General features: G+C 73.4%; 19 protein-coding genes. 17 read left to right on the forward strand and 2 right to left on the reverse strand.

The features are described from left to right. Window positions 1-262: 262 nt before the first annotated feature. The 7 genes from ASG49_RS08470 (at window position 263) to ASG49_RS08500 (ending at window position 7030) form a co-directional block, all read left to right on the forward strand. A complete protein-coding gene (locus ASG49_RS08470) occupies window positions 263-922 on the forward strand; it encodes an ABC transporter permease (protein ID WP_056540227.1) in 660 nt (219 codons plus the stop codon). A 61-nt stretch (window positions 923-983) separates the two neighbouring features. After that, on the forward strand, window positions 984-2168 hold the full coding sequence (locus ASG49_RS08475) for a betaine/proline/choline family ABC transporter ATP-binding protein (RefSeq protein WP_056540229.1): 1185 nt from the start codon (window positions 984-986) through the stop codon (window positions 2166-2168). Continuing rightward, complete coding sequence (locus ASG49_RS08480) at window positions 2165-3013, forward strand: ABC transporter permease (protein WP_200936258.1); 849 nt, start codon at window positions 2165-2167, stop codon at window positions 3011-3013. The genes ASG49_RS08475 and ASG49_RS08480 overlap by 4 nt, the downstream gene beginning before the upstream one ends. 248 nt (window positions 3014-3261) lie before the next feature. Continuing rightward, window positions 3262-4200 carry a glycine betaine ABC transporter substrate-binding protein gene (locus tag ASG49_RS08485; RefSeq protein WP_056540238.1) on the forward strand — a complete coding sequence of 313 codons (939 nt, stop codon included), beginning with the start codon at window positions 3262-3264 and terminating at the stop codon, window positions 4198-4200. A gap of 134 nt (window positions 4201-4334) precedes the next feature. Continuing rightward, entirely contained in the window at window positions 4335-5489 is a 1155-nt protein-coding gene (locus tag ASG49_RS08490) for a CaiB/BaiF CoA-transferase family protein (protein WP_056541157.1), read from the forward strand. 4 nt (window positions 5490-5493) lie between these two features. After that, window positions 5494-6255 carry a pentapeptide repeat-containing protein gene (locus ASG49_RS08495; RefSeq protein ID WP_056540239.1) on the forward strand — a complete coding sequence of 254 codons (762 nt, stop codon included), beginning with the start codon at window positions 5494-5496 and terminating at the stop codon, window positions 6253-6255. A 10-nt stretch (window positions 6256-6265) separates the two neighbouring features. Then, a complete protein-coding gene (locus tag ASG49_RS08500) occupies window positions 6266-7030 on the forward strand; it encodes an SDR family NAD(P)-dependent oxidoreductase (RefSeq protein WP_056540241.1) in 765 nt (254 codons plus the stop codon). Here ASG49_RS08500 and ASG49_RS08505 read toward each other — a convergent pair. Next, the gene (locus ASG49_RS08505; RefSeq protein ID WP_056540243.1) at window positions 7027-8496 is read right to left on the reverse strand and encodes a serine hydrolase; all 1470 of its coding nucleotides are present in this window, start codon (window positions 8494-8496) and stop codon (window positions 7027-7029) included. The genes ASG49_RS08500 and ASG49_RS08505 overlap by 4 nt on opposite strands. A gap of 167 nt (window positions 8497-8663) precedes the next feature. Here ASG49_RS08505 and ASG49_RS08510 point away from each other — a divergent pair, with 167 nt between their 5' ends. The 10 genes from ASG49_RS08510 (at window position 8664) to ASG49_RS08555 (ending at window position 20684) form a co-directional block, all read left to right on the forward strand. Further along, window positions 8664-9878: an acetyl-CoA C-acetyltransferase gene (locus tag ASG49_RS08510; protein ID WP_056540245.1), complete on the forward strand. Its 1215-nt coding sequence runs from the start codon at window positions 8664-8666 to the stop codon at window positions 9876-9878. A gap of 41 nt (window positions 9879-9919) precedes the next feature. Continuing rightward, entirely contained in the window at window positions 9920-12097 is a 2178-nt protein-coding gene (locus ASG49_RS08515; protein WP_056540246.1) for a 3-hydroxyacyl-CoA dehydrogenase NAD-binding domain-containing protein, read from the forward strand. Between the two features lie 178 nt (window positions 12098-12275). After that, window positions 12276-12980, forward strand: coding sequence for an ABC transporter ATP-binding protein (locus tag ASG49_RS08520; RefSeq protein WP_056540249.1), 705 nt, complete (start codon window positions 12276-12278; stop codon window positions 12978-12980). Between the two features lie 37 nt (window positions 12981-13017). Continuing rightward, entirely contained in the window at window positions 13018-14544 is a 1527-nt protein-coding gene (locus tag ASG49_RS08525; RefSeq protein ID WP_056540252.1) for a hypothetical protein, read from the forward strand. 147 nt (window positions 14545-14691) lie between these two features. Then, complete coding sequence (locus tag ASG49_RS08530) at window positions 14692-14970, forward strand: LPXTG cell wall anchor domain-containing protein (protein ID WP_056540254.1); 279 nt, start codon at window positions 14692-14694, stop codon at window positions 14968-14970. Window positions 14971-15080: 110 nt separating this feature from the next. Next, complete coding sequence (locus ASG49_RS08535) at window positions 15081-16811, forward strand: DUF4012 domain-containing protein (protein ID WP_056540257.1); 1731 nt, start codon at window positions 15081-15083, stop codon at window positions 16809-16811. Between the two features lie 54 nt (window positions 16812-16865). After that, a complete protein-coding gene (locus tag ASG49_RS08540) occupies window positions 16866-18134 on the forward strand; it encodes an acyl-CoA dehydrogenase family protein (protein WP_056540260.1) in 1269 nt (422 codons plus the stop codon). Further along, window positions 18131-18916, forward strand: a complete 786-nt coding sequence (locus tag ASG49_RS08545) for an SDR family NAD(P)-dependent oxidoreductase (RefSeq protein WP_056540262.1) — start codon at window positions 18131-18133, stop codon at window positions 18914-18916. The genes ASG49_RS08540 and ASG49_RS08545 overlap by 4 nt, the downstream gene beginning before the upstream one ends. Then, window positions 18913-19989, forward strand: a complete 1077-nt coding sequence (locus tag ASG49_RS08550) for a phosphotransferase family protein (RefSeq protein WP_056540265.1) — start codon at window positions 18913-18915, stop codon at window positions 19987-19989. Before ASG49_RS08545 ends, ASG49_RS08550 begins: the two co-directional genes overlap by 4 nt. A 2-nt stretch (window positions 19990-19991) precedes the next feature. Then, the gene (locus ASG49_RS08555) at window positions 19992-20684 is read left to right on the forward strand and encodes a histidine phosphatase family protein (protein ID WP_056540266.1); all 693 of its coding nucleotides are present in this window, start codon (window positions 19992-19994) and stop codon (window positions 20682-20684) included. A 149-nt stretch (window positions 20685-20833) separates the two neighbouring features. Here ASG49_RS08555 and ASG49_RS08560 read toward each other — a convergent pair whose 3' ends face one another. Further along, complete coding sequence (locus ASG49_RS08560; protein WP_056540269.1) at window positions 20834-22918, reverse strand: MMPL family transporter; 2085 nt, start codon at window positions 22916-22918, stop codon at window positions 20834-20836. Between the last annotated feature and the right edge of the window lie 49 nt (window positions 22919-22967).

The raw sequence follows: 22967 nt of genomic DNA on the forward strand, positions 1-22967 counted from the left end.
ATGGCGCGGCGCTGATCACCCGGACGTCCGGGTAATCAGGCACTTGTCGGCTGTTGCAACAGCCGACAAGCAGCCGAAAAGGACGTCGAGCAGCCCGAGATGTCCGGTTCCGTCGTACGCCGTGCCGCGCCCGTCGTCGACCGCGGGGTCAGCAGCGCCGTCGAGCCGCGCACACCACGCGAACAGTCGTGCACCGCAATCACCGGCTGGGGGGCACCCGCCTGCGTATGGTGTCCCCACCTATCGAGCCAGGGGGCCGTCCGTGGAGAACATCACCAACTGGTTCACCTACGTCAACGACAACTTCGAGTACATCCTCGAGGAGACGATCAACCACGCGCGGATCGTGCTGATCGTGATCGCGCTGGCGACCGTCACCTCGGTGCTGCTGGGCGTGCTGATCCAGCGCCGCCCCGTCGCCCGGGCGGTCGTGCTGGCGCTGTCGGGGATCGTGCTGACGATCCCGTCGCTGGCGCTGTTCGCGCTGTTCATCCCGGTCGTCGGCATCGGCAACCCCCCGGCGATGCTCGCGCTCTACCTCTACGCATTGATGCCGGTGCTGCGCAACACGGTCACGGGCCTGGACTCGGTCAGCCCCGCGGTCGTGGAGTCGGCCAAGGGGATGGGCATGAGCAGCACCCAGCAGCTGCTGCGGGTGCGGCTCCCGCTCGCCTGGCCGGTCATCATGGCCGGCGTCCGGATCTCCAGCCTGATGACCGTGGGCATCGCGGCCATCGCCATCCTCGTCGGCGGCGACGGGCTCGGGAGCTACATCCAGGGCGGCCTGACCCGCTTCGGCCTGCCCAACTCGGAGAACTCCGTGTGGGCCGGCGTCGTGTTCACCGTCCTGCTGGGCCTGGTGCTGGACATCGCGTTCGCGATCTTCCAGCGCTTCAGCACCCCGCGCGGGCTCCGCGCCTAGCCGCGCCCAGCCGCGCCCGACCGTCCCCGTCGCCCTGAGACGTCCTGAGAGAGGCAGCCAGATGACCACCGAGCAGCAGAGCCCCGGCCAGCAGGCCCGCGAACCCAAGATCCGCCTCGACAAGGTGGGCAAGACCTACCCCGGCACCAAGGTCGCCGCCGTCGAGGAGCTGAGCCTGGACATCCACGAGGGCGAGATCCTGGTCCTGGTCGGCCCCTCGGGCTGCGGCAAGAGCACCACGCTGCGGCTGATCAACCGGATGATCGAGCCCAGCGGCGGGCGCATCCTGCTCGACGGCGAGGACGTCACCAAGGTCAACCCCGACAAGCTGCGCCGCCGGATCGGCTACGTCATCCAGCAGATCGGCCTGTTCCCGCACCAGACCATCGCGCAGAACATCGAGACCGTCCCGCGGATGCTCGGCTGGGACAAGCAGAAGGCCAAGGCCCGCAGCGAGGAGCTGCTCGGCATGGTCGGGCTGGACCCCGAGCGCTACCGCGACAGCTACCCCAAGGCGCTCTCGGGTGGTCAGGCCCAGCGCGTGGGCGTGGCCCGGGCCCTGGGTGCCGACCCCGACATCATGCTGATGGACGAGCCCTTCGGCGCCATCGACCCGATCACCCGCGAGCGGCTGCAGAACGAGTTCCTCCGCCTCCAGGGCGAGCTGCGCAAGACCATCGTCTTCGTCACCCACGACATCGACGAGGCGATCAAGATGGGCGACAAGATCGCGATCCTCGGCGAGCGCAGCACGATCCGCCAGATCGACACCCCCGAGCGGATCCTGGCCTACCCGGTCGACGACTTCGTCGACGACTTCATCGGCACCGGGTCGACGATCAAGGGCCTCAACTTCCTCAAGGTCAGCTCGCTGGCCCTGACCGACTACCCCACCCTGGAGCCGGGCGGCACCGCCGAGGCCGGCCGCGCCGCGCTGCAGGACACCGGCCGCGAGTGGTTGGTCCAGCTCGACGAGAACCGCACCCCCGTCCGCTGGATCCACGCCGACGGCCTCGACTCGGCCGACCACGAGCGCGGCGAGCCGGTCGGCGACCTGCTGCACTCCCAGGACACCTTGTTCCACGCCCTCGAGCTGATGGTGCAGAGCGCGTCCGGCGAGACCTGCGTCGTCGACGACGCGGGCGCCTTCGTCGGCGTGGTCCGGATGGCCGACCTCGCCAAGGCGATCCGCCGGGCGCAGTACGAGGCGCGGATGCACTACGAGCAGATGGAGCGTCAGTCGTGAGCGACGCCGCCTACGGGCCGGCGATGAACCGGGTCGACACCCAGCCCGAGGCCGTCCCGGAGCCCGACGCGACGGCGACGTCCTCCGCACCCCCCGCGACGCGGCGGGCGCGGGCGATCAGGACGGCCGGCCTGTGGCTGGCGCCGGTGATGATCGGGTTGCTCGCGCTGCTGTTCTTCTTCTACTACCGCGGCCTGCAGGCCGACGGCAACAGCACCGTGATCTCGGCCCTGGACTGGGGCGACAAGCTGCTGCCGCAGACCATCCGGATCGTCTACATCGCCTTCTGGTCGACCGTCATCGTGATCCTGGTGGCGGTCCCGCTCGGCATCGTCCTGACCCGTCCCGCCGTACGCCGGATCAGCCCGTTCGTCCTCGCGGTGGCCAACTCCGGCCAGGCGCTGCCGGCGTACGGCCTGCTGGTGATCTTCCTCGGCATCATGGGCCAGGGCCGGTTCACCGTCATCGTGGCGCTCTCGCTCTACGCCCTGCTGCCGGTGCTGCGCAACACCATGGTCGGCCTCGACGGGGTCGACCGGTCGGTCATCGAGGCCGGGCGCGGCATGGGCATGACCAAGATGCAGGCGCTGACCCGCATCGAGCTGCCGCTGGCCGTGCCCATCGTGATCGCCGGGGTGCGCACCGCACTCACCCTCAACATCGGCATGGCCACGCTGGCGTTCCTCATCGGCGGCGGCGGGCTCGGCATCACCATCCAGACCGGCCTGAAGCTCAACCAGGACCCGATCCTGATCGTCGGCGCGTGGCTGGTCGCCCTCGTGGCCCTCAGCTTCGACTGGCTGGGTGCGGTGGCCGAGCGCGTGCTCAAGCCCCGCGGTCTCTGAGCCCACGGCGCCACCGGACGGTTCCGGGCGCAACGGGGCAGACCCGGGCAGACCCGCGCGTGGACGAGACCAAATCGTTGCAACCGCGTGCGATTGCGCCCGGCGGAGGCGACCCTCCACCCCTACTGTGAGCACACCCACGGCACGGCGCCCCGCGTCGCTGCCCGTCGGTCCCGTTCGCGCGGGGCTCGCTCCGGTCGGTGGGTCCGACCGGCAGGGGTCGTTGCTTCCTCACGAAGGGTGAACCGATGCGCAACCACAAGAGACTGATAGCGGCGTCCCTCAGCGTCGCCGTCGCGGCGGCCCTGGCCGGCTGCGGCGGTGGCGGCAGCGGGGGCGGCGGCGGCAGCGCCCTCGACGGCGTCAAGCTGACCGTGGGCTCCAAGGACTTCACCGAGAACATCCTGGTCGGCGAGATGTACGTCCAGGCGCTCCAGAACGAGGGCGCCGACGTGACCAGCCAGACCAACCTCGGCGGTACGTCGGTGGCGCGCGATGCGCTTCTCAACAAGGAGATCGACGTCTACCCGGAGTACACCGGCACCGGCTGGACCGTGCACCTCGGCAACGAGAACCCCAGCCAGGACCCCGCCGAGCTGTTCAAGGTGACCTCCGAGCAGGACATCAAGGACAACAAGATCGCCTGGGTCGGCCAGTCGCCGTTCAACGACACCTACGGCTTCGCGGCCAACGGCGACCTCGCCAAGTCCGACGGTCCCTTCGACTTCGACTCGATGGCGGCCTACCTCAAGGAGAACCCTGACACCACGGTCTGCATGGAGACCGAGTTCCCCGACCGTCCCGACGGCCTCGTGCTGTTCGAGAAGGCCACCGGCTACAAGATCCCGCAGTCGCAGATCCAGATCCTCGACACCGGCCTGATCTACACCGAGACCAGCGACGGCAAGTGCGACTTCGGTGAGGTCTTCACCACCGACGGTCGCATCAAGGCCCTCAACCTCGAGCTCGTCGAGGACCCGGGCGTGATGATCCTCTACAACTTGTCCTTCACCTGGCAGGACGCCGTCTACCAGGAGCACGCCGAGACCTACAAGAAGCTCGCGGACGAGATCTTCAAGGACCTCGACGAGGAGAAGATGGCCGAGCTCAACGCCCTGGTCGACGTCGAGGGCCAGCCGGTCGAGCAGGTCGCCAAGAAGTACCTCGAGGACATCGGGCTGCTCTGAGCCTCCCCGTCCCACCGATCGACCCGTCCACAGCCCCGCGGCACCCGCCGCGGGGCTGTGGTGCGTCCGGGCCTCGTCCGGGGCGACGTCCGGGGGACCTGGACCGTGACAGCAGTTCTGTCATGATCACGGCCATGACGTACGAGCTGGGTCGGGGCACGGGACCGCTGAGCGGGGTCAAGGTCGTCGAGATCGCCGGGATCGGTCCCGGTCCGCACGCCTGCATGACCCTCGCCGACCTCGGTGCCGACGTGGTCCGCGTCGAGCGGCCCGGCGGGTCGATGCTGACCGGTGGGCCGACCGACCTGCTCAACCGCGGCCGGCCCAGCGTCGCGCTCGACCTCAAGCACCCCGACGCCGCCGGGGTCGTCCTCGACCTGGTCGAGCACGCCGACGTGCTCGTCGAGGGGATGCGACCGGGCACCACCGAGCGGCTCGGCATCGGTCCCGAGCAGTGCCACGAGCGCAACCCCGCGCTGGTCTACGGCCGGATGACCGGCTGGGGCCAGACCGGGCCGCTGGCCGCCAGCGCCGGGCACGACCTCAACTACATCTCCATCACCGGGGCGCTGCACGGCATGGGCCAGGACCCCGCCCGGCCGCACTTCCCGAGCAACCTTGTCGGCGACTTCGGCGGCGGCTCGACCTACCTCGTCATCGGCGTCCTCGCCGCGCTGCTCGAGGCCCGCAGCAGCGGCCGCGGCCAGGTCGTCGACGCCGCGATCGTGGACGGCACCGCCCACGCCAACACGATGACCTCGGCCTTCCTCGCCGGGGGCTCGCTGCGCGAGGAGCGCGCCGCCAACCTGCTCGACGGGGGGATGCCCTTCTACGACCTCTACGAGACCTCCGACGGCCGCCACGTCTCGGTCGGGCCGCTCGAGCCGCAGTTCTACGACGAGCTGGTCCGGCTGCTGCCGCTGCCCGACGCGCCCGACCGCTACGACCTGGCCCGCTCCGGCGAGCTGCGCGAGCAGATCGCCGCCGCCTTCGCCACGCGCACCCTGGCCGAGTGGACCGAGGTCTTCGAGGGCACCGACGCCTGCGTGGCCCCCGTGGTGACGCTGAGCGAGGCCCGGACCCACCCCCACATGGCCGCGCGCGAGGTGTTCGTCGAGCACGAGGGCGTGGTGCAGCCCGCCCCAGCCCCCCGCTTCAGCCGTACGCCGAGCACGCTCAGCCTGCCGCCGGCCCCGAAGCCCGGCAACCTGACCCGGGAGGCGCTGGTCGCCTGGGGGGTGGCCGACGTCGACGGGCTGCTGGACCGGGGCGTCGTGGTCCAGTCGTGACGTCGTGAGCTCCGCCCGCACGCACCTGGCCGCCGACTGCGCGGCCTGCGTGGGGCTGTGCTGCGTGGTGCCGGCGTTCTCCACCTCGAGCGAGTTCGCCATCGACAAGCCCGCCGGGACGCCCTGCCCCCACCTCGGCGACCACTTCGGCTGCACCGTCCACGACCGGCTCCCCGAGCTGGGGTTCCGCGGCTGCACGGTCTACGACTGCTTCGGCGCGGGCCAGCGGGTCGCCGCGTCGTACGCCGGACGCGACTGGCGCGACCCGGAGGTGCGGCCCGCGATGTTCGCCGACTTCGAGGTCGTCGAGCGGCTGCACGAGCTGCTCTGGTACCTCGCCGAGGCCGACGCCCGCTGCCCCGACGCCGCCCTGCGCGAGGAGGTGGCCGGGCTGCGCCAGCAGGTCGAGCGGGCCGCCGCGGCTCCCGGCGACGTGGCGGTGCTCCGGCTCCAGCTGCGCGCCGACCCGCTGCTGGGCGAGGTCAGCGCCGCGGTCCGCGGCACGGGCGGCGTCGACCTGCGCGGCCACGACCTGGCCGGGCGCGACCTGCGCGACGACGACCTGGTCGGGGCGACCCTGCGCGGTGCCGTGCTGCTCGGTGCCGACCTGCGCGGCCAGGACCTCACCGACGCCGACCTGCTGGGCGCCGACCTGCGGGGGGCCGACCTGCGGGGCGCCGACCTGGCCGGGTCGCTGTTCTGGACGCGGCTGCAGCTGCGGGCCGCGGTGACCGACGCCAGCACGGTGCTTCCGTCCGCTGGGTAGCGTCGTGGGCATGGCTGACTCACTCGACGGAACAGTTGCCCTCGTCACCGGTGCCTCCAGCGGCATCGGTCACGCGACGGCCCGCTCGCTCGCCGCCCGCGGTGCGGCGGTCGCGCTCGTGGCGCGACGCACGGACCGGCTGGAGGAGCTCGCCGCGGCGATCACGGCCGACGGCGGCCGCGCGCTGACCGTCACCGCCGACGTGAGCGAGGCCGAGCAGGCCGTGGCCGCGGTGGTGCGCACGGTCGAGGCGCTCGGCCGGCTCGACACCGTGGTCAACAACGCCGGCGTGATGCTGCTGGGCCCGGTCGTCGACGCCCCCGTCGAGGAGTGGGACCGGATGGTCGACCTCAACGTCAAGGGCCTGCTCTACGTCGCCCACGCGGCGCTGCCGCACCTCCTCGAGGCGGCGCAGGACGGGCCGCGCCAGGTGGCCGACCTGGTCAACGTCTCCTCCGTCGCCGGCCGCGTGGCCCGCAACGGCAGCGGCGTCTACAACGCCACCAAGCACGCCGTCGGGGCGTTCAGCGAGTCGCTGCGGCAGGAGGTCACCCGCCGCCACGTGCGGGTCTCGCTGGTGGAGCCCGGCGCGGTCGCGACCGAGCTGGTCTCGCACAACCGCGACGAGGTGCAGGAGACCATCAACCAGCGCTTCGCCGACATGGAGCGCCTGGAGTCCGAGGACATCGCCGAGGCGGTCGAGTTCATCGTCACCCGGCCGCGCCGGGTCGCGGTCAACGAGCTGCTGGTGCGGCCCACCGAGCAGGAGGGCTAGCCGGCCGCCGGGCCCCGGTCGAGCGGCCCCCGCGCCGCGGAGTGCCACGGGTCGGGGCCGTTCAGCGGCACCTCGCGCCACCGCAGCCGTGCCTCGGGCGAGCCGGCGGCGTCGGTGCGGACCTCCACGCCGAACCGGTGGGCGGTCTCGACCACGAGGACCTCGGCGACGAACCGGTCGGCCTCGACCCAGCCGCCGCTCGCGGCGACCGGCAGCGACCAGCCGCCGCCCGCCTCGCGTCGCCAGGTCGACTCCGCCCAGCGGCCGTCGCCCAGCGCCACCTCGAAGGCCTCTTCGCCGCGGTGCAGCACCAGGCTGCTGCCGTCGGCCGCCACCTCCACCCGGTCGTACGCCGGGTCGAGGTCGGTCTCGCCGCCGGCGACGCGCGAGGCCGTGACCGACCCGGGCGCGGGGGCGGTCGCGGCGAGCGCCGGCACCCGGAGCCCGGCCAGCCGCTCGACCAGCGCCGCCTCGGCGGGCCCCACGTCGTCGGCCCGGCCGTCGAGCGCGGGCACCAGGTGGCCGCGGACCAGGTCGACCAGCAGCTGCATCTCGGTGGTCGCCGCGGTGGTCGCCACCACGAGGTCGTGCTCGGGCAGCACCACCATCAGCTGGCCGAAGGCGCCGTCGCCGCGGTAGCCGCCGCGCATCTGCCAGAACGAGAACCCGTAGCCCATCCGCCAGTCGGGGCCCGATCCCTCCTCGCGGTTGAGCGGCCCGGCGGCCCGGGTGGCCTCGGCCACCCAGTCCGGGTCGAGCAGCTGCTCGCCCTGCCAGCGGCCGCCGTCGAGGTGGAGCTGCCCGACCGCGGCGATCGCCTCGGTGACCAGGTGGGAGCCGCTGAAGCCGAGCTCGTGGCCCGCCGAGTCGCGGTGCCACGGCACCTCCTCGAGCAGGCCCAGCGGGCGCAGCAGGCGAGGCCGGAGCACGTCGAGGACGCCCTCGCCGGTCAGGTGCGCCACGATCCGCGACAGCACGTAGGTCGCCACCTGGTTGTAGGCGAACGCCTCCCCGGGGGCGTGGTCGAGCCGGGTGGCGACGACGCGGTGGAGCCACTCGTCGGTCGGGGCGGTGCCGCCGCGCAGCCCCAGCGCCGGCCAGGCGTCGACGTCGTGCCCGACCGTCATCGACAGGCAGTGCCGCACCAGCACGGCCTCCCAGCCCGGTGCGGCGTGCGCGCGGACGTCGGTCGGCAGCAGGTCGAGCACCGGGTCGTCGAGGCGCAGGCGACCCTCCTGGACCAGGAGGCCGATCGCGGTGGCGGTCAGCGTCTTGGACAGCGAGTAGGCCAGGTGGGGCCGCGTCGCGGCGTACGGGCTCCACCAGCCCTCGGCGACGACGTGGCCGTGGCGCACCACGACGAGGCTGTGCAGGTCGATGCCGGCGCTCTGGACCGCGTCGAGCAGGCCGAGGACGCCGGCGGCGTCGACGCCCTGGGCGTGCGGGGCGCTGCGGGGGAGGCTCATGCGAGGGACCGTACGCCGCAGCACCGCGCCTCGTGACCTGCCCCACACGCCGTCGTGCGTTGACGTTGACAGCAGTACTGTCACAATGATCGTGACACCGACGAGCCCGGCTCCGCCGCGACGCCGTCGGCCGCCCGTCACGCACCGCTCGAGTAGTTGGGACTCCCATGGCAACTGATGCGTTCGTCTACGACGCCGTCCGCACCCCGCGAGGCAAGGGGAAGAAGAACGGCACCCTGCACGAGGTGAAGCCGGTCGACCTGGTGGTCGGCCTCCTCGAGGCGGTCCAGGAGCGCAACCCCTCCCTCGACGCGAACCGCGTGGACGACGTCGTGCTCGGCGTCGTCTCGCCGGTGGGAGACCAGGGCGGCGACATCGCGAAGACCGCGGCGCTGGCCGCCGGCCTGCCCGAGACCGTCGCGGGCGTGCAGCTCAACCGCTTCTGCGCCTCCGGTCTCGAGGCCGTCAACCAGGCCGCCTCCCGCGTCCGCGGCGGCTTCGAGGACCTCATCCTCGCCGGCGGCGTGGAGTCGATGAGCCGGGTGCCGATGGGCAGCGACGGCGGCGCCTGGGCCATGGACCCCGCCACCGCGTTCGCCACCGACTTCGTGCCGCAGGGCATCGGCGCCGACCTGATCGCGACCCTGGAGGGCTTCAGCCGCGCCGACGTCGACACCTTCGCGGTGGAGTCCAACGCCCGAGCCGCCAAGGCCTGGGCCGACGGGCGCTTCGCCCGCTCGGTGGTCCCGGTGCGCGACCGCAACGGCATGGTCGTGCTCGACCACGACGAGTTCATCAAGCCCGAGTCGACCGTCGAGGGCCTGGCCAAGCTGCGTCCCTCGTTCGCCGGCATCGGCGAGCAGGGCGGCTTCGACTCCGTGGCTCTGGAGAAGTACCACTGGGTCGAGCGCATCGACCACGTCCACCACGCCGGCAACTCCTCGGGCATCGTCGACGGTGCCGCGCTGGTGGCGATCGGCAACGAGCAGGTCGGCTCCGACCTCGGGCTGACCCCCCGCGCGCGCATCGTCTCGGCCGCCGTCTCCGGCGCCGACCCGACGATCATGCTCACCGGTCCCGCCCCCGCGAGCCGCAAGGCGCTGGCCAAGGCCGGTCTCAAGGTCGAGGACATCGACCTGTTCGAGATCAACGAGGCCTTCGCCGCGGTCGCGATGCGGTTCATGCGCGACATGGGCATCTCCGAGGAGGTCACCAACGTCAACGGCGGCTCGATCGCCATGGGCCACCCGCTGGGCGCCACCGGCGCGATGATCCTCGGCACCCTGATCGACGAGCTCGAGCGCCGCGACCTCAAGCGCGGCCTGGCCACGCTGTGCGTCGGTGGCGGCATGGGCATCGCCACCATCGTCGAGCTGGTCTGAGCCGTCGTACGCCGCCCCTCCCCTTCTCGAACAGGACCCCGATGACTGACTCCGCAGTGAAGTACGACCGCGACGCCGACGGCGTCGTGACCCTCACCCTCGACGACCCGCAGTCGAGCGCCAACACGATGAACGAGCGCTACAAGAACGGCATGCACGCGGCGATCACACGGCTCGTGGCCGAGAAGGACGAGGTGCGCGGCGTCGTCGTGGCCTCGGCCAAGAAGACCTTCTTCGCCGGCGGCGACCTCAAGGGCATGGTGACCACCACCCGCGAGGACGCCGAGTCGGTGTTCCGCGAGGTCGAGCAGGTCAAGGCCGACCTGCGTCGCCTGGAGACCCTCGGCAAGCCCGTCGTGGCCGCCATCAACGGGGCGGCGCTGGGCGGCGGCCTGGAGATCGCGCTGGCCTGCCACCACCGGGTCGCGGTCGACGGGCGCTACGAGATCGGCCTGCCCGAGGCGACCCTGGGCCTGCTGCCCGGTGGCGGCGGCGTCACCCGCACGGTGCGGATGTTCGGCATCCAGACGGCGCTGATGGACGTCCTGCTCCAGGGTCCCCGGATGAAGCCGGCCAAGGCCAAGGACAAGGGCCTGGTCGACGAGCTGGTCGCGAGCCAGGACGAGCTGCTCCCGGCCGCGCGCGCCTGGGTGCTCGCCCACGCCGACGACGAGACCCCCTCGGCCAACCCCTGGGACCGCGAGGGCTACAAGCTGCCCGGCGGCACGCCCAGCAACCCCAAGCTCGCGGCGTTCCTGCCCGCGTTCCCCGCGATGCTGCGCAAGCAGGTCAAGGGCGCCGACTACCCCGCGCAGCGCGCGATCATGTCGGCGGCCATCGAGGGCGCCCAGGTCGACTTCGACACCGCCAGCCGGATCGAGTCGCGCTACCTGGCCGAGCTGATCACCGGGTCGAACAGCAAGAACATGATCCAGGCGTTCTTCTTCGACCTCTCCGCCATCAACGGCGGCTCGCTGCGCCCCGCCGGCGTGGAGAAGTTCACCGCCACCAAGGTCGGCGTGCTCGGCGCCGGGATGATGGGCGCCGGCATCGCCTACTCCTGCGCCCGCGCCGGCATGCAGGTCGTGCTCAAGGACGTCGCCCAGGAGTCGGCCGACCGCGGCAAGGCCTACAGCGAGAAGATCCTCGCCAAGGCCGTCGAGCGCGGCCAGCTCGACGAGGCCAAGAAGGCCGAGGTCCTCGACCGGATCACCGCGACCACCGACCCGGCCGACTTCGCCGGCGTCGACCTCGTCATCGAGGCCGTCTTCGAGGACCCCGCCCTCAAGGCCCAGGTGTACGCCGAGATCCAGTCGGTCGTGAGCCCGGACGCGCTGCTGTGCTCCAACACCTCGACGCTGCCGATCACCGAGCTGGCCAAGGCCGTCGACCGGCCGGCCGACTTCGTGGGCCTGCACTTCTTCTCGCCCGTGGACAAGATGCCGCTCGTGGAGATCATCCGCGGCGAGCAGACCTCCGACGAGACCGTGGCCCGTGCGCTCGACGTCGTCCAGGCGATCAAGAAGACGCCGATCGTGGTCAACGACAGTCGCGGCTTCTACACCAGCCGCGTCATCGGCACGATGGTCAACGAGGGCCTGGCGATGCTGGGCGAGGGCGTCCACCCGACCTCGGTCGAGCGGGCCGCCACCCAGGCGGGCTACCCCGTCGGCACGCTGCAGCTCTCCGACGAGCTCAACATGGAGCTGATGGCCAAGATCGCCAAGGCCACCGCCGACGCCGAGGGCGAGTCCTACACCGCCCACCCGGCCTCCCACGTAGTGCAGACCATGATCGACGAGGGTCGCCCCGGTCGGCTGCGGGGCGCGGGCTTCTACGACTACGACGAGAGCGGTCGGCGCACTCACCTGTGGTCGGGCCTGAAGGACCTCTTCCCGCCCGCCGACGAGCCCGCCGACATCGACGACCTCAAGGACCGCTACCTGTTCATCGAGGCGCTCGAGACCGCGAAGTGCTTCGAGGAGGGCGTCATCTCCTCGGCCGCCGCGGCCAACATCGGCTCGATCATGGGCATCGGCTACCCGCCCCTGACCGGCGGCACCGTCCAGTTCATGCAGGGGTACGACGGCCCGACCGGCCACGGCCTCGCCGGCTTCGTCGAGCGCGCCGACCAGCTGACCAAGCTCTACGGCGACCGCTTCGCCCCCACCGACCGGCTGCGCGAGATGGCGGCGAAGGGGGAGACCTTCCCCGCCTGACCCGCTCGTCCCACCGCCCCCGTCGCGCTCCTCGGCGGGGGCGGTGGCGTTCGACGGGCGGCGGGCGGCGGGCGGAGGCGGCGTACGCCGATCTACGAGCCGCACCCCCCGGCCCCGCCGCACCGATCCCCGCAAAACGGACACCTGGGCGGCGCTGCTCGGCGACCATGGTGGGGTGATGAGTCCGAGGGTCGACGTGCGCGGGTTGTGGGTGCGCTTCGGCGAGGTCGACGCCGTGCAGGGGATCGACGTCGCCGCGCAGGCGGGGCGGGCGACGGCGCTGCTGGGTCGCAACGGCGCCGGGAAGTCGACCACGATGCGGGTGCTGGCCGGGGTGATCCCCCCGACCGCCGGGCACGTGCAGGTCGACGGCGTCGACGTCGCCGCCGACCCGATGACGGTGAAGCGGCTGACCGGCTACTGCCCCGACGTGGGCGGCCTGGTCCCGCGCGCCACCCCGTGGGAGCACCTGCAGCTCTCGGCGCGGCTGCGTCGCCTCGACGGCTGGGAGCCCCGCGCCCGTGACCTGCTCGAGCGCTTCGAGCTCGGCGACGTCGCCCACCGGGTGACCTCGGGCTTCAGCCACGGCATGAGCCGGCGGCTCTCGGTCGTCCTCGCGGCGTTCCACGAGCCGGGGGTGCTGCTGCTCGACGAGCCGTTCGACGGGGTCGACCCGCTCGGCGTCGAGGCCACGCTCGAGGTCGTCGCCGACGCCCGCGCCCGTGGCGCCGCGGTGCTGGTCAGCACCCACCTGCGCGAGCTGGCGATGCAGGCGTGCGACCAGGCGCTGGTGCTGCGCGGCGGTGCCCGCGTCGCCACGCTCGGCTCCGACGAGCTCGGTGGCGAACGTGGGGCGGAGACCTACCGCGCCCTGCTCGGATGAGGGGCCAGCCACCCATGAGCACCCCGACGAGCACCCCGTGAGCGGGTCCACCACCTGGCGCGAGCTGCGCGGTGCCCGCCACGACCTGCCTGCGCTGCTCGCCTTCCGACGCTCCGGCCTGACCCCGGCGGCACGACGCCGCGTACGCCTCGGCGCCGCTGCGGTCGCGGTCCTCACCGTGGTCGTCGCGCTCGTCCCGGCGTACGTCGGCGACCCGGCCGACGCCGGCAACGTGCTGGCCCTGCTGCCGGCCGCCGCCCTGGGGTTCGCCGTGGTGGCGATCGTCTCCGCGGTGGCCTCGGCCGGGGGCCGGGAGCTGGTGCCGCGCGACCAGGCCGTGGCCTACCCCGTCTCCAGCGCCGTCGACCACCTCGGGGCGCTGCTGATGGCGCCGCTCAACATCGCCTGGCTGCTCCAGGCGTGGCTGCTGCTCGGGTCGACCGCCTGGGCCCTGGGGCCGACGTCGTGGTGGGCCTACCAGCTGCCCGTGCTGCTGTGGGTGCTGGTCGCGACCGCGCTGGCGCAGGTGGTGGGCTGGTGCGTCGAGGGCGTGCGCCGCGGCCCCCGCGGCCCGCTCGTGTTCCGCCTCGGGGTCGGCGTGCTGGCGGTGGCCGGTGCGGCCGTCGTGCTGACCGGCAGCGTCACCGCCGCGCTGGACCGCTCGCCGACCCGGCTGCTGCTGGGCGGGGTGCTCGACGGGTCGGCCGGCCGCTGGTGGCCCTGGGCTGCCGTGGTCGGTGGGCTGGTCGTCGCCCTGGCGGGGCTCGTGGTCGTCGGAGCCTGGCCGGCCGGCTGGGCGCTGGCGCGGCCGATGCGCGAGGAGCTGCGCCTCGAGGGTGGTCGTCACCGGGCCCGTCGTACGTCCCGCACGGAGCTCGGCGCCCTGGTCCGGCTCGACCGCGCCTCGATCTGGCGGTCGGTGCCGTTGCGGCGGGGCACCCTCGTGCTCGCCGTGATGCCCGGGCTGGTGGCGCTGCTGGGAGGACTGGACTGGCGCACCCTGATGATCCTCCCGGGCCTCGTCGTCTCGGGCGGTGCGCTGCTGTTCGCGGTCAACGCCTGGTGCCTGGACGGTCGCGGCATGCTGTGGCGCGAGAACCTCCCCGTCGCCCCCAGCACCGCGCTGCTCGCCCGGTGCTGGGTGCTCGTCGAGCTGCTCCTCGGGGCCGCCTCGCTCACGCTGCTGCTCGGGGCGCTGCGCGCGGGCGTCCCGACCGCCGCCGAGCTGGCGGCCGTGGTGTCGCTGACGGCCGTGGTCACCCTCCAGGTCGTCGCGGGCGCGTCGCGGTGGAGCGTGCAGCGGCCGTACGCCGCGGACCTCCGCAGCGCCCGTGCCACCCCGGCGCCCCCGGTGGTGATGGTGGGCTACAGCGCCCGGCTGGCGCTGAGCACGACGGTGACCAGCCTGCTGTTCTCCACCCTGGCGCTCCTCGGCAACGTGGCCGCGGTGCTGCTCGTGGCCCTGCTGATGCTGCTGTGGTCGGGCTGGCGCCTGGAGCGGGTCGCCCAGCGGTGGGACGAACCCGTCACGCGGGCCCGGGTGGTGGTGACCGTCGCGGGCTGAGGCGTCCACGTCGCGGACGGCCTGGTGTGACGCCGCACGGGACGGGGTAGGACCTGTGGGCTAGACCGCGAGTGGTCCCGCTGTGACGGGACCTGCCGCTCGCGTGACACGATGCACCATCACGGACCACCGACGGGGGAACGCACGATGAAGAAGCTGTTCGCAGGATCTGGTGTCGCGCTGGTCGCGGCCCTGGCCACCACCTGGGGCGCCGCCCCCGCGCAGGCCTACCCCAACGACACGCCGCCGAGCACCACGACCCCCAGCAGCGCCACGCTGGGCTCGGGTGTGGCCGCCTCCGGCACCGGTTCCGGCGTGCTGCCGCAGACCGGTGGCCCCGACACGCTGCTGCTCGTCGGTGGCGTCGCGCTCGTCGCCGTCGGCGGTGCCGCCGTCGTGGGCGTGCGACGCCGCGCGAACGGCTGAACCGCCCGCCGGCCGACGGCTCCGACCTCGGCGCCCGCCCGGACGCCCCCGCCGGTGAGCACGACCCCGGTGCCGGCCCCTGTGCGGTCAGACGCCGTCCGTGGGGCTGGGTGCTGCGCCTGGTCGCCCTCGTCCTGGTCGTGGCCGTCGCGGTGCTCGCCTACCAGGCCACCCGCACCGGCCTGGCCCTGCGACAGGCCGCGGTCGACGCCACCACCCTCCGCGCCGAGCTGGGGGAGCGCGACCTCGCCGCCGCCGAGCGCACCTCGAGGTCGCTCGCGGCCCGGGCCCACGTCGCCCGGAAGCACTCGGACGGGTTCCTGTGGGCCGCCGCCACCGCGTTGCCCGTCGTCGGGGACGACGCCGACGCCGTACGGCGGGTGGCCGCGGCCCTCGACGAGCTGAGTGCGCGAGCCCTGCCCGGCTCGCTGGACGCCGCCCGCGCGCTGCAGCGCGATCCGCTGCGAGGCGACGACGGGGCCTTCGACCTCGCCGCCCTGCGAGCCCTCCGGGCGCCGGTGACGCAGGTGAGCCGGTCCGTACGACGTGCCGACGCCCGTCTCGAGGACGTCGACGTCGCCGACCTGGCGGGCCCGATCCGCCCCCGGGTGGCCGAGGTCAAGGACCAGGTCGCACGGCTCGACACCGCGATGCTCGCCGCGGCGACCGCGACCGAGGTGCTCCCGGCGATGCTGGGCGGTGACGGCGAGCGGCGCTACCTGCTGGTGGTGCAGAACAACGCCGAGGTCCGGGGCACGGGTGGCCTGCCCGGCTCGGTCTCGGTGCTCCGGGTGCGCGACGGTCGGCTGACGCTCGGACGGCAGGGCTCGGCCGCCGACGCCGGGCCTCCGGGGAGCCCGCCGGCCGGGTCGCTGACGCCGGACGAGGGTCGCCTGTTCGGGCAGCAGATGGTCACGGACTTCCGCGACGCCAACACCACGCCCGACTTCCCGCGGGCGGCCTCCCTCATGGCCGAGATGGCCTCGCGGACGCTCGGCCCCCCGGTGGACGGCGTGGTCTCCCTCGACCCGGTCGTGCTGAGCGCGCTGCTCGAGGGCACCGGCCCGGTGCAGGCCCCGGGCGGACGGCTGGACGCCGACAACGTGGTCCGCAAGGTGCTGTTCGAGCCCTACCAGGAGCTGCCCCCGGAGGGTGGCGTCCAGGACGCCTACTTCGCCGCCACCAGCGCGGCCGTCTTCGACGCGCTGACCGGCGGCACGCTCGACGAGAGCACCGTGCTGGCGGGACTCGCCGCGGGGGCCCAGGACCGCCGGGTGCTGGTCTGGAGCAGGCGTCCGGCCGAGCAGGACCGGTTGCAGCGGGCGGGGCTGGCGGGCGCGGTGCCGCGCGACACCGGTGACCGACCCGCTGTCGGGTTCTACCTCAACAGCGGCACCCAGGCGAAGATCCAGTACTTCCTGCGCTACGGCGGCCGGGTCCGGTCGCTCGGGTGCACCGAGGACGGCCGGCAGGTGGTGCAGGCACGGTTCGCGATGCGGTCGGAGGTCCCCACCCCGGTCTCGCAGCTCGCCCCCTACGTCAGCGGCCTGGGCGACGAGGCCGAGCCCGGCGTCAACCTGGTCAACCTGGCGATGTACGCCCCGACGGGTGGCACCCTCACCGCGCTGCGCGTGGGCGGGGAGGCGGCGCAGGTGGCCACCGGCACCATCGACGACCGCGACGTGGCGGTGGTCCCGGTCGAGCTGGCCCCCGGCGAGCGGACCGAGGTGGTCGCCGACTTCACCACGCGTCGCGGGCAGGACGGCGACCCGGTGATGCAGTGGACCCCCGGGCTCGCCGCGGGCGCGACCCAGGCCGTGGCGACGAGTCGCTGCGGCTGAGCACGGCCCCGCAGCCCCGGGTGTGACGTCCGTCGCCCTCTGTAGGGTCGCGACATGGACTTCTCACCGTCGGACCGGGCCGCCGAGCTGACCGAGCGGGTGAGGGCCTTCGTCACCGATCGCATCGAGCCGGTCGCCGCGGCGTACCACCGCGAGGTGAGCCGGCAGGCCGACCCGGCGCGGTGGCAGGAGTCGCCGCTCCTCGACGAGCTGCGGGCCCAGGCCCGCGAGCAGGGCCTGTGGAACCTCTTCCTCCCGGCGGGGCACGGCGACGCGTGGGCGCAGGAGTACGGCACGGCCGGCGGCCGTGGCCTGACCAACGCCGACTACGCCCCGCTGGCCGAGCAGATGGGCCGGGTCTCCCACCTCGCGCCCTACGTCTTCAACTGCCACGCGCCCGACACCGGCAACATGGAGGTGCTGCTGCGCTACGGCTCGCCGGAGCAGCAGGACCAGTGGCTGCGCCCGCTGCTCGACGGGCAGATCCGCTCCGGCTTCGCGATGACCGAGCCCGGGGTCGCCTCCTCCGACGCCACCAACATGGACGCCAGCGCGATCCTCGACGGCGACGAGGTCGTGGTGAGCGGCCGCAAGTGGTGGACCAGCGGCGTGGGCCACCCCGACTGCCGGGTGCTGGTCTTCATGGGCCGCTCGGTGCCCGAGGACGACACCGAGACCGACCGGCACCGCCGCCACACGATGGTGCTCGTGCCCCTCGACGCGCCCGGCGTGAAGGTCGAGCGGCTGCTGACCACGATGGGCGTCCAGGACGAGCCGGTGGGCCACGCCGAGGTCTCCTTCGACCAGGTCCGGGTGCCGCGCGAGAACGTCCTGCTCGGCGAGGGCCGCGCCTTCGAGATCGCCCAGGGCCGGCTCGGACCCGGCCGGGTGCACCACTGCATGCGGCTGATCGGGCAGGCCGAGGTCGCCCTCGACCTGGCCGTGCGCCGCGGGCTGGCCCGCCAGGCCTTCGGCAAGCGCATCATCGACCTCGGCGGCAACCGCGAGCGGGTGGCCGAGGCCCGGATGGCGATCGACCAGGCCCGGCTGCTCGTGCAGCACGCCGCCTGGAAGCTCGACACCGCGGGCCCCGCGCACTCCCTCGGCGAGGTCAGCCAGATCAAGGTGGTCGTGCCGCGGATGGCGCAGGACGTCATCGACATGGCGATGCAGCTGCACGGCGGCGGCGGGCTCTCCGACGACGTCCCGCTCGCCGGCATGTGGACCACCGCCCGGGCGCTGCGCCTGGCCGACGGCCCCGACGAGGTCCACCGCGGCGTCGTCGCCCGGCTCGAGCTCGCCAAGCACCGGGACGCCCGATGAGCCGCGTCCTGGTCACCGGCGGGGCGGGCGGGCTCGGGGCCGCGCTGGCCGCGGCGTACCGCTCCCGGGGCGACGACGTCGTCGTGGCCGACGTGGCCGACGTGGCCGACGACCCCGGCACCGGACCGTTCCTGCACCTCGACGTCCGCTCCGACGACGACTGGGCCGCGGCCCGGGCGTGGGTCGAGCAGGAGTGGGGCGGCCTCGACGTGCTGGTCAACAACGCCGGCGTCGCCGGCGGCGGCCGGCTCGACGTGGCCACGCTCGAGGAGTGGCAGTGGATCACCGAGGTCAACCTCTTCGGCGCGGTCCGCGGCACCCGCACCTTCGTCCCGCTGCTCAAGCAGCAGGGGTCCGGCCTGATCGTCAACGTCGCCTCGCTCGCGGGGCTGGTGCACCCGGCCGGGATGGGCTCCTACAACGCCGTCAAGGCCGCGGTCGTGGCGCTGAGCGAGACCACCGGGCACGAGCTCGCGGAGTTCGGGGTGCGGTGCGCGGTCGTGTGCCCGTCGTACTTCCGGACCGGGCTGGTGGCCAGCCTCCGCGGCGCCGACCAGCTGCTGGAGCCGCTGATGCGCAGGCTGGTCGACCACGCCCCGCTCGGGGCCGACGACATCGCCGCGGAGGTGCTCGCGGGCCTCGACCGTGGCGACGAGGTGATCCTGCCCGACCCGGCGGCGCGGGCAGCGTACGAGTTGAAGCAGACCGACCGGACGGCGTACGACGAGACCATGCGGCGGCAGGCCTCGCGCCTGCACGACATGGGACGGGAGCAGGGATGAGCGAGCAGGGGACCACGCTGGAGGGCGCCAGCCCGGTGCGCGAGGAGGACGCCTTCGACCTCGACGCCGTGCGCCGGTGGCTGGCCGAGCAGGGCACCGAGCTGGGCGAGGAGGTGGAGGTGCAGCAGTTCGGGGGCGGTGCCTCCAACCTGACCTACTCGCTGCGCGACGGACGCCACGACCTGATCCTGCGGCGGCCCCCGGCCGGCCAGAAGGCCAAGGGCGCCCACGACATGACCCGCGAGCACCGCGTCCAGGAGGGGCTGGCCGGCGTCTTCCCGCTGGTCCCGCGCATGATCGCGCTGTGCACCGACGAGTCGGTCATCGGCGCCGACTTCTACGTCATGGAGCGCGTCGACGGGGTGATCCCGCGGCGCGACTTCCCGCCCGGCCTGGATCTCGACGAGGCGCAGGTGCGGCAGCTGTGCACCAACGCGCTCGACGTGCTGGTCGAGCTGCACGCCGTCGACGTCGACCAGACGCCGCTGGCGGCGATGAACAAGGGCGACGGCTACGTCGAGCGCCAGGTCTCCGGCTGGTCCCGCCGCTTCCGCGACGCCCGCACCGAGGACGTGGGCGACTACGAGGAGGTGATGGGCTGGCTGGAGGAGCACCGTCCCGCCGACGTGGGCCACTGCCTGATCCACAACGACTTCCGCTTCGACAACCTGGTGCTCGACCGCGACGACCCGACCAAGGTCGTGGGCGTCCTCGACTGGGAGATGGCCACGGTCGGCGACCCGCTGATGGACCTCGGCGGCACGCTGGGCTACTGGGTGCAGGCCGACGACGACGACTTCTTCCTGCAGTTCCGCCGCCAGCCCACGACGGCGCCGGGGATGCTGACCCGCCAGGAGGTCGTCGACTACTACCTCGAGCGCACCGGCCGCACGGTCACCGCCGACGAGTGGCGCTTCTACGAGGTCTTCGGGCTGTTCCGGCTCGGTGTCATCGCCCAGCAGATCTACTACCGCTACTTCCACGGCCAGACCACCAACGAGGTGTACGCCGGCTTCGGTCCTGCGGCGCGCTACCTCGAGCAGCGCTGCCGCGCGATCATCGCGGCCGGCTGAGCGTGGGCCAGCTGCTGCTCGTCCGGCACGGCCAGGCCTCCTGGGACGCCGACGACTACGACGTGCTGTCCCCGTCCGGCTGGGAGCAGGGACGGGTCCTGGGCCGTGCGCTGGCGTCCCGCGGCGTCGTGCCCGACCGGGTGGTGCGGGGCTCGATGCGTCGCCACCGTGAGACGACCGAGGCGGCGCTCGGCGAGCTCCCGGGTGCACCCTCGGCCGCCGACGTCGCCGTCGACCCCGCGTGGGACGAGTTCGACCACGTCGCGGTGCTCGAGGGCATGCCCCGGTCGGAGACGGGACCGCCGGCCGAGGCGCCCACCGACAAGCGCGGCTACCAGGCGCTGCTCGAGACGGCCCTGGAGTCGTGGATGCTCCCCGAGCACGCCGACCGCTACGCCGAGCCGTTCGCCGCGTTCACGTCGCGGGTCGACGACGCGCTGCGGCGTACGACCCAGGACGGCGCACCCGGCACCACGGCCGTCGTCACCTCGGGCGGCGCGATCGCCTGGGTGACCGCGAGCCTGCTCGCCGACGGCGACCCCGAGCTCGCGACCCGGCTGTGGCGCAAGCTCAACGTCGTCTGCGTCAACTCCGGCCTGACCCGCCTGGTGGTGGGCCGACGCGGCACGACGCTGGTCACCTTCAACGACCACGCCCACCTCGACGGGATGCCGGAGCTGACGACCTACCGCTGAGCCGCACGCGTGGCAGGTGTGTTTGCTGGCGCCCACCGAACCTGCGGCGACGTGGCTTCGTAGCCGAGCCGCCTCCGACGGGCTCGGGAGAGGGTGGCAGGTGCCACGGTCTCCCGAGCGTGCCCGGAATTCGTCCCCGCCGAGCTCTCCTAGCTGCGCGACCCGCCCACGACGACGTCGTCGGCGCGCTCCCGCGCGTGGTCCGGGCCGACCTTCCGCGGCCACCAGAACCGGTCGCCCAGCAGCAGCGCGAGGGCCGGGACGAGCACGGTGCGGACCAGCAGGGTGTCGAGCAGCACGCCGATGCAGATGACCACACCCAGCTGCGCGAGCACCACCAGCGGCAGCACGCCGAGCACCGCGAAGACCGCCGCCAGCAGCACGCCGGCGCTGGTGATGACGCCGCCGGTCGCGGCCAGCGCACGCAGCATCCCCTCCCGAGGGCCGTGCAGCCGAGCCTCCTCGCGGGTCCGGGTGACCAGGAAGATGTTGTAGTCGACGCCCAGCGCGACCAGGAACAAGAAGGCCAGCAGCGGCATCCCCTGGTCGATGCCGGAGAAGCCGAGCAGCCCGGAGAAGACCCACCAGCCGACGCCGAGCGCCGCGGCGTACGTCGCCAGGACGGTGAGCACGAGCAGCACCGGCGCTACCACCGCCCGCAGCAGGAGCAGCAGCGCCCCGAGCACGAGCAGCAGCACGAGCGGGAAGATCACCAGCCGGTCGCGGGCCGAGGCGTCGGCGAGGTCGACGGCCTCGGCGGTCGCACCGCCGACGTAGGTCGAGTCCACCCCGTCCAGCGCCGTGCGCATCCGCTCCACCGTCGCCTCCGCGGCCTCGGAGTCGGGGGCATCGGCGAGCACCACGCTGAGCTCGGTCCAGCCGTCACCCTCCCCACCCGGGGTCACGGACTGCACGCCGTCGAGGCCGTCGAGGGCGGACCGGGCCGCCTCGGGGTCCTTCGTGACCACGGTCGCCGGGTCGGAGCTGCCGGCGGGGAAGGACTCGGCCAGCCGCTCGCCGGCCGAGATCGCCTCGGGCGTCTGCAGGAACTGCTCGGCCGTGGGCAGCCCGAGTCGGGCGACGCCCAGGCCGGAGGCGAGCAGGGCGAGAGCGACGACGGTGCCCACGGCGAACAGGGCCGTACGCCGCGCCACCGCGTCGCCGACCCGGCGCCACAGCGAGTGGCCCTCGGCCAGCGAGGCGGTCCCGACGTGGGGCACCCGCGGCCAGAACACCCAGCGACCGCAGGCGACCAGCAGCCCGGGCAGGGCGCCGAGCACGAACAGGACGGCGACGACGATGCCGACCGCGCAGGCGATGCCGAGGCCGCGGGTGGTGGGGACCAGCGACAGCGCGAGGCAGAGCACGCCCACCACGACGGTGGTGGCGCTGGCGAAGACCGCCTCGGCCGTACGCCGCAGCGCCAGCCGCATCGCCTCGTAGCGGTCCTCGTGGGAGCGCAGCTCGTCTCGGTAGCGCGAGATCAGCAGCAGCGCGTAGTTGGTGCCGGCGCCGAAGACGAGCACCGAGAGGATGCCGGTGGTCGACTCGTCCCAGGGGACGACGAGCTCCTTGAGCGCCCGGGTCGCGAGCACCGCGGCGGTCTGGTCGGCGATGCCGACGACGGCGAGGGGCACCAGCCACAGCACCGGGCTGCGGTAGGTGATGACGAGCAGGATCGCCACCACGCCGGCGGTGGTGGCGAGCAGCCGGACGTCGGCGCCGTCGAAGACGGCCGCGAGGTCGGCCTGGATGCCGGCCGGGCCGGTGACCTCGGCGGTGACGCCGTCGGGCACGGCCGCGTCGAGGGCGTCGCGCAGGTCGCCGACGGCCGCGGCGGTGCCGGTGGCGTCGTTCGCACGCACCGGCAGCACGCTGATCGCCGCGGTGCCGTCCTCCGCGGCCACCAGCGCCTGCGGTCCGTCCGGCACCTCGACCCGGTCGACGTTGAGCCCGGCCACGGCCTCGCGCAGCGCGCCGACCTGGGCGTCGTCGAGCTCGCCGTTGTCGTCGCGCGTGAACAGCGCGATCGCGGTCGAGCCGTCCTCCTGCGGCAGCGTGTCGCGCACCTGGGCGGCGCGGGTGCTGTCGGTGCCGGCGGGCAGGGCGTCGTCGACCGCGCTGTCGCGGGTCGCCTGGCCGAGGCCGGCGATGGTGAGGACGCCGAGCACGAGCAGCAGCAGGCCGACGAGGAAGCTGGCGCGGTTCACGAGGAACCGACGGAGGGTGGCCACGGAGTAGGCTCCTGGTGTCTCGGTTGATGACTAACTAAGTGAGCAATCT

The organism is Marmoricola sp. Leaf446, assembly GCF_001424755.1.
Taxonomy (GTDB): Bacteria; Actinomycetota; Actinomycetes; order Propionibacteriales; family Nocardioidaceae; genus Marmoricola.

Excerpts from the sequence above, each read along its gene's own strand:
- ASG49_RS08475 (WP_056540229.1), top strand. The coding sequence starts at position 984 with ATGACCACCGAGCAGCAGAGCCCCGGCCAGCAGGCCCGCGAACCCAAG.
- ASG49_RS08485 (WP_056540238.1), top strand. The coding sequence starts at position 3,262 with ATGCGCAACCACAAGAGACTGATAGCGGCGTCCCTCAGCGTCGCCGTC.
- ASG49_RS08490 (WP_056541157.1), top strand. The coding sequence starts at position 4,335 with ATGACGTACGAGCTGGGTCGGGGCACGGGACCGCTGAGCGGGGTCAAG.
- ASG49_RS08500 (WP_056540241.1), top strand. The coding sequence starts at position 6,266 with ATGGCTGACTCACTCGACGGAACAGTTGCCCTCGTCACCGGTGCCTCC.
- ASG49_RS08505 (WP_056540243.1), bottom strand. The coding sequence starts at position 8,496 with ATGAGCCTCCCCCGCAGCGCCCCGCACGCCCAGGGCGTCGACGCCGCC.
- ASG49_RS08510 (WP_056540245.1), top strand. The coding sequence starts at position 8,664 with ATGGCAACTGATGCGTTCGTCTACGACGCCGTCCGCACCCCGCGAGGC.
- ASG49_RS08515 (WP_056540246.1), top strand. The coding sequence starts at position 9,920 with ATGACTGACTCCGCAGTGAAGTACGACCGCGACGCCGACGGCGTCGTG.
- ASG49_RS08520 (WP_056540249.1), top strand. The coding sequence starts at position 12,276 with ATGAGTCCGAGGGTCGACGTGCGCGGGTTGTGGGTGCGCTTCGGCGAG.
- ASG49_RS08530 (WP_056540254.1), top strand. The coding sequence starts at position 14,692 with ATGAAGAAGCTGTTCGCAGGATCTGGTGTCGCGCTGGTCGCGGCCCTG.
- ASG49_RS08540 (WP_056540260.1), top strand. The coding sequence starts at position 16,866 with ATGGACTTCTCACCGTCGGACCGGGCCGCCGAGCTGACCGAGCGGGTG.
- ASG49_RS08545 (WP_056540262.1), top strand. The coding sequence starts at position 18,131 with ATGAGCCGCGTCCTGGTCACCGGCGGGGCGGGCGGGCTCGGGGCCGCG.
- ASG49_RS08550 (WP_056540265.1), top strand. The coding sequence starts at position 18,913 with ATGAGCGAGCAGGGGACCACGCTGGAGGGCGCCAGCCCGGTGCGCGAG.